The sequence below is a fragment of the Bathymodiolus heckerae thiotrophic gill symbiont genome, from assembly GCF_900180345.1.
Lineage (GTDB): Bacteria > Pseudomonadota > Gammaproteobacteria > PS1 > Pseudothioglobaceae > Thiodubiliella.
This window is the reverse complement of record NZ_FXLV01000056.1, coordinates 1-8,579: the sequence shown is the minus strand read 5'-3', so window position 1 is coordinate 8,579 and position 8,579 is coordinate 1. Positions and strand designations below refer to the sequence as shown.

Genomic DNA, 8,579 nt, shown 5'->3' with positions numbered 1-8,579 from the left:
TTTTTTTGTTTTTACAAAAGGTTCGCTATTTTTTTATAAAGAATCATTGGTTTATGTTGCAGTATGCAAAAGCTTGTAATTAAATAAGGTTTGGTTATTTTGAATTGGGTTTTTAAGGGTTGACTAAATATGAATAATCATCAAAAATCCACTTTTCATCCGCTTGGCGATTTTTTAAACCCAGCCTTAGCCCTGCTGGGACAAGGTTTAAGAAAATCACCAATCTGGCAAAAATTGAATTTTGCTAATCATCCCTATTTATGCAAAGGTCTCGTAATGTCGATATGAAGCAATTGCTCGTCAATCTCTATTGGATAACACTACTGGCTGTTATTGTATCATCGGCATCTGGGGTTCTAAAGGCTGGGTTTAAAAAGTTTGACTTATTTGGTGTTATTATTATTGCTATCACCACAGGGCTTGGTGGAGGATCTCTGCGAGATATATTACTCGGTCGAGAAGTGTTTTGGGTTGCTGACCAAGTATTTTTTATTGCATCGCTCTTAAGTGCGACTTTTATATTTATCGCTGCGAGAATTTTTACTATTCCACAAAATTTTTTCTTAACTATGGATGCTGCGGGTTTGGCAACTTTTGGTATTGCAGGAACTTTGGTGGCAATTATGATGGATATTCCGCCACTTCTAGCAAGCTTTATGGGTGTATTAACAGGGGCAATGGGCGGTATTTTGCGTGATGTTTTGTGTGGTGAAGCGCCTGTAGTATTCAACTCGCAATTATATGCAACAGTTTTATGGCTAGGATCTTTGCTGTTTATAGCTTTATTAAATCTAAGTCAAGACATTGCACTTTCGGTTATTGTTGCGGGCTTTTGTATGTTTATAGTTAGACTTTTAGCCATTCATTTTAATATCAATTTGCCAAAGTTCCACTTTAAGAAAGCCCCTAAATGAAACAAAAAATGCGTCCAACTTTATTTTTGCAACCAAATTGCAGCTTGTTTGGCGTAATAAGTTAAGATCGCATCTGCCCCTGCTCGTTTGAAAGATAGCAGTGTTTCTAGGGCTACTTTTTCTTCATCAATCCAGCCATTTTGTGCGGCGGCTTTGAGCATGGCGTATTCTCCGCTGACATGATAGGCAAAAGTTGGCAGTCCAAAAGTTTGTTTGATGCGATAAACAATATCAAGATAAGGCAAACCGGGTTTAACCATTACCATATCAGCACCTTCGTCAATATCCAAACCGACTTCACGAATGGCTTCATCAGAGTTGGCAGAATCCATTTGGTAGGTTTCTTTACTGGATTTTCCTAGGTTTTTAGCTGAACCCACTGCATCACGAAAAGGGCCGTAATAATTTGAAGCATATTTGGCAGAATAAGCCAAGATATTGGTATGAATAAACCCACCTTCTTCAAGCGCTTTACGAATAGCGCCAATGCGACCATCCATCATATCACTTGGGGCAACAATATCAGCGCCAGCTTGGGCGTGAGAAAGTGCCTGCTTAACCAACACCTTAACAGTTTCATCATTTAAAACATAGTCTTTGTCATCAATCAGACCATCTTGACCGTGTGTGGTAAAGGGATCAAGTGCAACATCGGTAATTACCGCTAATTCAGGGTATTTCTCCTTCAATGCACGCACGGCACGCTGAGCTAAGCCATCTGTATTGAACGCCTCTTTGGCATCTAGTGATTTTCTCTCTTCGCCAACCACAGGGAATAATGCTACAGCACGAATGCCTAATGCAACTATTTCCCCCGCTTCAATTAACAACTGGTCAACGCTTAATCGCTGGACATCAGGCATAGAATCAATGTTTTGGCGTTGATTTTTACCCTCTATTACAAAAATCGGCAGGATTAAATCATCAGTTGTCAGAGTATTTTCACGCATTAATTCACGGATATGTGCGTGTTGTCTCATACGGCGAGGTCTATGGGTTAAAATTGTCATCTTTATTATTATTTATTTTTTAACAAATTATACAACAATGAGTGAAACTTTAAAGAAAATGTCTAATGTTGATGAGTCTTTCATCAAGCCGCTACCGAATTCAAAAAAGATTTATGTCAAGGGATCCCGTGCCGATATTCAAGTACCAATGCGTGAGATTACCCTTGCTGATACCATTGGCGAGCTGGCTGAGAAAAATGACCCCATTCATATATATGACACCTCAGGTGTCTATACTGATCCAAAAGTCGAGATTGATTTGCGTAAAGGTCTGGGTAATATTCGTTCGAATTGGATTACAGAGCGTAACGATACAGAGTTACTCGATGGACTCAGTTCAAGCTTCTCCAATCAGCGTCGTGATGATGAGGACTTGGATGAGTTGCGTTTTGAGCATTTACAGACACCAAGATGCGCCAAACAAGGTAAAAATGTTACGCAAATGCACTACGCTCGTCAAGGTGTTATTACCCCTGAGATGGAATATATTGCCATTCGTGAAAACTGCAAATGGCAAGATTACAAAGATAAAATTGGACAGCAAAAAGGTGAGTCATTTGGCGCTAGTATTCCTGATTTAATTACTCCTGAGTTTGTGCGTGATGAGGTTGCTCGTGGACGGGCTGTGATTCCTGCTAATATCAACCACCCTGAGAGCGAGCCGATGATTATCGGGCGTAACTTTATGGTTAAAATTAACGGCAATATTGGTAATTCTGCACTAGGTTCAAGTATTGACGAAGAAGTTGATAAAATGGTATGGGGTATTCGCTGGGGTGCCGATACGATTATGGATTTATCCACAGGTAAGAACATTCATGAAACTCGTGAATGGATTATCCGTAATTCCCCTGTGCCGATTGGCACTGTGCCGATTTACCAAGCCTTGGAAAAGGTTAACGGTGTGGCAGAAGGTCTGACTTGGGAAGTGTTTCGTGATACTTTAATCGAGCAAGCCGAGCAAGGCGTGGATTATTTCACTATCCATGCAGGCGTGCGTCTTAAACATGTGCCACTTACCATTGATAGAATCACAGGTATTGTCTCCAGAGGTGGTTCGATTATGGCGAAATGGTGTCTAGCACACCATACAGAGAGCTTTATTTACACCCATTTTGAAGATATTTGTCAGATTATGAAAGCGTATGATATTACTTTTTCACTCGGCGATGGATTGCGTCCTGGCTGTATTGCCGACGCCAATGATGCTGCACAATTTGGCGAATTAGAAACACTGGGCGAACTCACTAAAATCGCTTGGAAGCACGATGTGCAAACCTTTATCGAAGGTCCAGGTCATGTGCCCATGCAAATGATTAAAGAAAATATGGATAAGCAATTAGCAGAATGTGGCGAAGCACCGTTTTACACTTTAGGCCCGCTGACCACCGACATTGCCCCAGGTTACGACCATATTACCAGTGCTATTGGTGCCGCTCAAATTGGTTGGTATGGTTGTGCGATGCTTTGCTATGTCACACCAAAAGAGCATTTGGGTTTGCCCAATCAAGATGATGTCAAAGAAGGGATTATTGCCTACAAAATAGCCGCTCATGCTGCCGATCTTGCCAAAGGTCATCCTGGTGCGCAAATTCGTGATAATGCTTTATCCAAAGCCCGTTTTGAGTTTAGATGGGAAGACCAGTTTAATCTAGGATTAGACCCAGATACGGCTCGTAAATATCACGATGAAACTCTGCCCAAGCAAGCCGCAAAGACTTCACATTTTTGCTCTATGTGCGGGCCAAAATTCTGCTCTATGAAAATCACCCAAGAAATCAAAACCATGGACAAAGCAGAAATTGCCAAAATTAATGCAATTCAAGTCGAAATGGACAAAAAATCTGCTGAGTTTTTGGACAACGACAGTGAGATTTATATAAAGCAAGTCTAATTCTCCATTTAAGTGCTATAGTTAATTTTGTAAAAAATATTGCTTATTGGTTGGCTTTGTTATTGCTTTCTAATATGGCTGTTGCAGGTGTACATCCATCAAAGCCTTGGATTGAGATTAATTATCCGCAAGACAAGGGCAAATTGTAGTGGAGTGGTGCATGGTGGAATGAGAGGCAATTACCTATCCTTGATGCCAATCAAAGAACGGCTGTGTTTATCAGGCAACACTTAAACCCATAATTGGATTTGTTTCATTAAAATATCTAACGCACCTTGTTGGGATGTAAAGTACTGATTGGCGTTATCACCTAAGCTTTTGGCTTTTTTGTCATCTTCTAGTAGTTGTGTGATTTCGTGTAGTAATTCATCTGCATTTTGCACTTGAATAGCGCCATTTTGTGCTAACAAGTCTGCGGATATTTCACTAAAGTTAAACACATTTAGACCAAATAAAATCGGCTTAGAAAGCACTGCTGGCTCTAGCATATTGTGCCCACCAGTCGCAACAAGACTGCCACCCATAAAGACAACATCGGCCACCTCAAAATACGACATCATTTCACCCATTGAGTCGCCTAATAACATATCGTAATTTTCAGATGAGGTATTTTCAGAGCGTTTAAGCACCTTGATTTTATGTTTTTTTGCCAGTTTGTAAACTTCATTAAAACGCTCTGGGTGTCTTGGAATGATGAGCATTAGCGCATCTAAAGGGCGTTGTAAATAGGCGTTAATAATATCTTGTTCTTCGCCTTTGTGGGTGCTGGCAAACACCACGACCTTGCGACTGCCGATGATGGTTTTTATTGCCTCGGTGTGTTTTTTGTTTGCGTTAGGGTTTTGTTCAAATTTAATATTTCCTGCCATTATTACTTTGTTTTTATCAGTACCTAGTTGTATAAAGCGCTGGGCAGAGTTTGGGTTTTGTGTGGCAATTACATTTAATTTATTTAGCGTTTGTTTGGCTAATTTGGGTGCAAATTTTTGGTATTTTTCCAGTGAACGAGGCGAGAGTCTGGCGTTTATTAACAAGCTCGGTATGTTATTTTTATTTAGGCTGTGAATCAGGTTTGGCCAAATTTCTGTTTCTAATAAAATGCAAATTTTAGGATTAATTTTCTTAATATAACGATTAACAATCAGCGACAAATCAAAGGGGAAATAATAATGCAATATTTTGTCTTGATAAGTATCTTTTATTGCTTGTGAGCCTGTAGGTGTGGTGCTGGTGACTAAAATTTGATGCTCAGGATAATCCTTAATAAGTTTATCAATCAATACAGTTGCCGCCCTGAATTCACCCACCGATACGCAGTGTACCCAGATAATATTTTTAGATGTGGCACTGACAAATCCTAATCGTTCGCTGACTCTATACCGATAAGCGGGTGTTTTCAAGCCTTTTAGTCCTAAGCGTAGTAGCATAATTGGTAATAATAGAGTGCTAATCAGGCTGTATAGAGTTTGATTCATTTATGGATGGTATAATTTCATTCATTGTATTTTAATGGTTTTTTATGAAGTTTGTAGATTCTGCCTCAATTCGCATTGAGGCTGGTAAAGGTGGTGCAGGGTGTTTGGGTTTTCGTCGGGAAAAATATATCCCCGATGGAGGCCCTGATGGCGGCGATGGTGGCGATGGCGGACATATTTATTTTCGTGGACAAGAGGGGTTAAATACGCTGAGTGAATTTCGTTTTAATCGCCTGTTTAGGGCAAAAAACGGACAACCTGGTTCAGGTCAAAACAAGCGGGGAAAATCAGCCGAGCATTTAACTGTGGAAATTCCACTAGGTACTAAAGTGTATGATTTAGAGACCGATGAATTGATTGGCGAGATGATTACGCATGAACAAGTTATGTTAGTTGCCAAAGGCGGCTTTCACGGCTTAGGCAACACGCGTTTTAAATCCAGTATTAATCGTGCACCACGCAAAACCACGCCAGGATCACTCGGAGAAGTGCGTGAAATTGGATTGGAAATGAGTGTCATGGCGGATATTGGATTATTAGGTATGCCCAATGCAGGCAAATCAAGTTTGATTAGGCAAATATCAAGTGCACGCCCAAAAGTGGCTGATTATCCGTTTACCACATTGCACCCATCGTTAGGTGTAGTGTCTTATTATGACGAGCATATTGTGATGGCGGATATTCCCGGATTGATTGAAGATGCCAGCGAAGGCGTGGGTTTGGGTTTTGAGTTTTTAAAGCACTTGTCTCGTGCTAAGGCATTATTGCACATATTAGATGTTATGCCAGCCGATGGCTCTGACCCTGTGAAAAACTTCTTAACCATTGAGAATGAGTTGGAAAAATACGACCCAGAACTGGCAAATAAACCCCGACTGCTGGCAATTAATAAGATGGATTTGTTGCCAGAGAGTGAACGAGCAAAGATTACGGCTAAAATCGTAAAAGCAACTAAATACAAAGGCGAAGTGTTTCATATCTCTGCTTTGAATGGATTGGGTTGCAAGGATTTGATAGAAGGATTGTTTGAATTAATAAAAGAATTGAATGACAAAGATGAATAAAGATAGATGGGTAATTAAAATAGGCTCAGCATTATTAACGAATGATGGCAAGGGCTTGGATAAGACCGCTATTGGACAATGGGTAGCGCAAATTAGTGAGCTTAAGCAACAGCAAATTGAGGTGGTTTTGGTCTCCAGTGGGGCAATTGCCGAAGGCATGCAGCGCTTAGGCTGGAAAACTCGCCCAGAGAATATTCATCAGCTTCAAGCTGCTGCTGCCGTAGGGCAAATGGGTTTGGTGCAAACTTATGAGTCTTTATTTGCAAAACAAGGCATTCACACTGCACAAGTACTACTCACGCATGACAACCTTGCAAACACTGAGCAAAGCAATAATATCAGTGCTACGCTAGATGCTTTGTTGGCATTAGGCACAGTGCCAATTGTGAATGAAAATGACACCGTTGCTATTGAAGAGATTAAATTTGGTGATAATGATACTTTAGCAGCACTTGTGGCTAATTTGGTAGGCGCAACCCAGCTGATTATTTTGACTGATCAAGGCGGCGTATATGACGCTGACCCACGCCACAATCCTGATGCCAAGCTAATCAATAAAATCTATATGAACGATGAAAAACTCAAAAAAGTCGCTAGTAGAGCAGGTGGATCGCTAGGCTCTGGCGGTATGTATACTAAGGTCTTGGCTGCCAAAACTGCCGCTAAAACGAACATCAATACCACCATCGCCTCAGGCAAAACCAGCAATATTCTTACTCGTTTGCAAGCTGGCGAGAGTGTCGGCACTTTAATCCATTGTTAGCCTACATCGGACTGGGTTCAAACCTTAACAACCCAAAACAACAGATTAAAGACGCATTGATTGCGCTAAATAATACGACGGATGTAAAAGTGGTGGCGTTGTCAAGTTTGTATCAATCGCCACCTATTGACGGCTCAAAGCAGCCTGATTATATCAATGCGGTGTGTGAAGTGAATACGCATTTAACGGCGTTGGAGTTGTTGTATGTATGCCAGGATATTGAGACCAAACAGCACCGTGTGCGTGAGAAAAAATGGGGAGCGAGAACCCTTGATTTGGACATTATTACTTATGGCGTGCAAGTGATTGCCTCTAAGCAGCTAATGGTGCCACATGCTGAAATGATGAATCGTGCTTTTGTGTTGGTGCCATTGGCAGAAATTGAGCCTGATTTTAAGGTGCCAATTTTGGGCAATGTGCAGGATTTAATTGATAAACTGGATGTTTCAGAATTGAAAAAATTATGAAGATTGAAGACTTGAACGCCTTAAAACAATCAGGCGAAAAAATTACTTGTTTGACTGCTTATGACGCATCATTTGCAGCGGTTTTTGACACCTGTGGTGTAGATATTGTTTTGGTAGGCGATTCACTAGGCAATGTAATTCAAGGCAGTAAAAACACGCTGGGCGTGAGTATGGACGAGATGATTTACCACACTCAAGCAGTTGCAAAAGGCGCTCGAAAGGCTTTGCTTATTGCTGATATGCCGTATCAAAGCTATACTAATGCCAAGCAGACTTTAGAAAATGCCAAACGCTTAATGGATGTGGGCGCACAAATGGTGAAATTTGAGGGCGGGCGTGAGCTTGAAGCCTCTTTTAAAGTTTTACAAGATAATAATATTCCTGTTTGTGGGCATTTAGGCTTACAGCCACAATCTATATTGGAAATAGGTGGTTATAAAGTACAAGGTAGAAGTAAGAATGATGCGCAAAGGATTTTAGACGATGCTAAGATGCTTGAGGATTGGGGGGTAAAAACCATCGTGCTTGAATGTATTCCTGCGAGTTTGGCTAAGCAAATATCTCAATCCCTAAGCATTCCAACTATTGGTATTGGTGCAGGAGTAGATTGCGATGGACAGGTATTGGTGGGCTACGATATGCTCGGTATTACGCAAAATCCACCAAAGTTTGTGCAAAATTTTTTGACAAATGGTAGCGTTAAATCTGCTACTGATGATTTTATTCAAGCAGTTAAAAATAGCACTTTTCCAACAGATGTGCATAGTTTTTAGAAATTATGAGACTATAAAACCCCAACAATTTCAGACAACAATTTAATTTTTCTTATTTCGAACCCGTTAAACTAAACAAAAAAATCGGAGTAAAAAACGAACCAAATATACCTCAGCATTCAAGACTAAATTAGTACTTGAATTACTACAAAACGAAAGCACCATAGTGCAGATTGCCAGTAAGCATAATATCTTGCCTCAGAATCTACAAAATTGGAA

General features: G+C 40.5%; 9 protein-coding genes and 1 pseudogene. 8 read left to right on the top strand and 2 right to left on the bottom strand.

Going from position 1 to position 8,579, the window contains the following annotated elements; all coding sequences use genetic code 11:
• Positions 1-129: 129 nt before the first annotated feature.
• Positions 130-288 carry a hypothetical protein gene (locus CRYPD_RS08150; RefSeq protein ID WP_171004382.1) on the top strand — a complete coding sequence of 53 codons (159 nt, stop codon included), beginning with the start codon at positions 130-132 and terminating at the stop codon, positions 286-288.
• Positions 261-914, top strand: coding sequence for a trimeric intracellular cation channel family protein (locus CRYPD_RS06740; RefSeq protein WP_171004381.1), 654 nt, complete (start codon positions 261-263; stop codon positions 912-914). Before CRYPD_RS08150 ends, CRYPD_RS06740 begins: the two co-directional genes overlap by 28 nt.
• Before the next feature lie 20 nt (positions 915-934).
• Here CRYPD_RS06740 and hemB read toward each other — a convergent pair whose 3' ends face one another.
• Positions 935-1,924 carry a porphobilinogen synthase gene (gene hemB, locus CRYPD_RS06735; protein ID WP_138146825.1) on the bottom strand — a complete coding sequence of 330 codons (990 nt, stop codon included), beginning with the start codon at positions 1,922-1,924 and terminating at the stop codon, positions 935-937.
• A 37-nt stretch (positions 1,925-1,961) separates the two neighbouring features.
• Between hemB and thiC the strand changes: the two genes are divergently transcribed.
• Complete coding sequence (gene thiC, locus CRYPD_RS06730) at positions 1,962-3,818, top strand: phosphomethylpyrimidine synthase ThiC (RefSeq protein WP_138146824.1); 1,857 nt, start codon at positions 1,962-1,964, stop codon at positions 3,816-3,818.
• Between the two features lie 230 nt (positions 3,819-4,048).
• Here the strand turns inward: thiC and waaA are convergent, their stop codons facing one another.
• Entirely contained in the window at positions 4,049-5,293 is a 1,245-nt protein-coding gene (gene waaA / locus CRYPD_RS06725; protein WP_138146823.1) for a lipid IV(A) 3-deoxy-D-manno-octulosonic acid transferase, read from the bottom strand.
• Positions 5,294-5,337: 44 nt separating this feature from the next.
• Between waaA and cgtA the strand changes: the two genes are divergently transcribed.
• The 5 genes and pseudogenes from cgtA to CRYPD_RS08475 form a co-directional block, all read left to right on the top strand.
• Positions 5,338-6,357, top strand: a complete 1,020-nt coding sequence (gene cgtA / locus CRYPD_RS06720) for an Obg family GTPase CgtA (RefSeq protein ID WP_138146822.1) — start codon at positions 5,338-5,340, stop codon at positions 6,355-6,357.
• Positions 6,350-7,120: a glutamate 5-kinase gene (proB, locus tag CRYPD_RS06715; RefSeq protein WP_138146821.1), complete on the top strand. Its 771-nt coding sequence runs from the start codon at positions 6,350-6,352 to the stop codon at positions 7,118-7,120. The genes cgtA and proB overlap by 8 nt, the downstream gene beginning before the upstream one ends.
• Positions 7,114-7,587, top strand: coding sequence for a 2-amino-4-hydroxy-6-hydroxymethyldihydropteridine diphosphokinase (gene folK, locus CRYPD_RS06710; RefSeq protein ID WP_138146820.1), 474 nt, complete (start codon positions 7,114-7,116; stop codon positions 7,585-7,587). Before proB ends, folK begins: the two co-directional genes overlap by 7 nt.
• Positions 7,584-8,360, top strand: coding sequence for a 3-methyl-2-oxobutanoate hydroxymethyltransferase (panB, locus tag CRYPD_RS06705; RefSeq protein WP_138146819.1), 777 nt, complete (start codon positions 7,584-7,586; stop codon positions 8,358-8,360). Before folK ends, panB begins: the two co-directional genes overlap by 4 nt.
• Before the next feature lie 103 nt (positions 8,361-8,463).
• A pseudogene (locus CRYPD_RS08475) lies at positions 8,464-8,579 on the top strand (transposase); the annotation flags it as partial.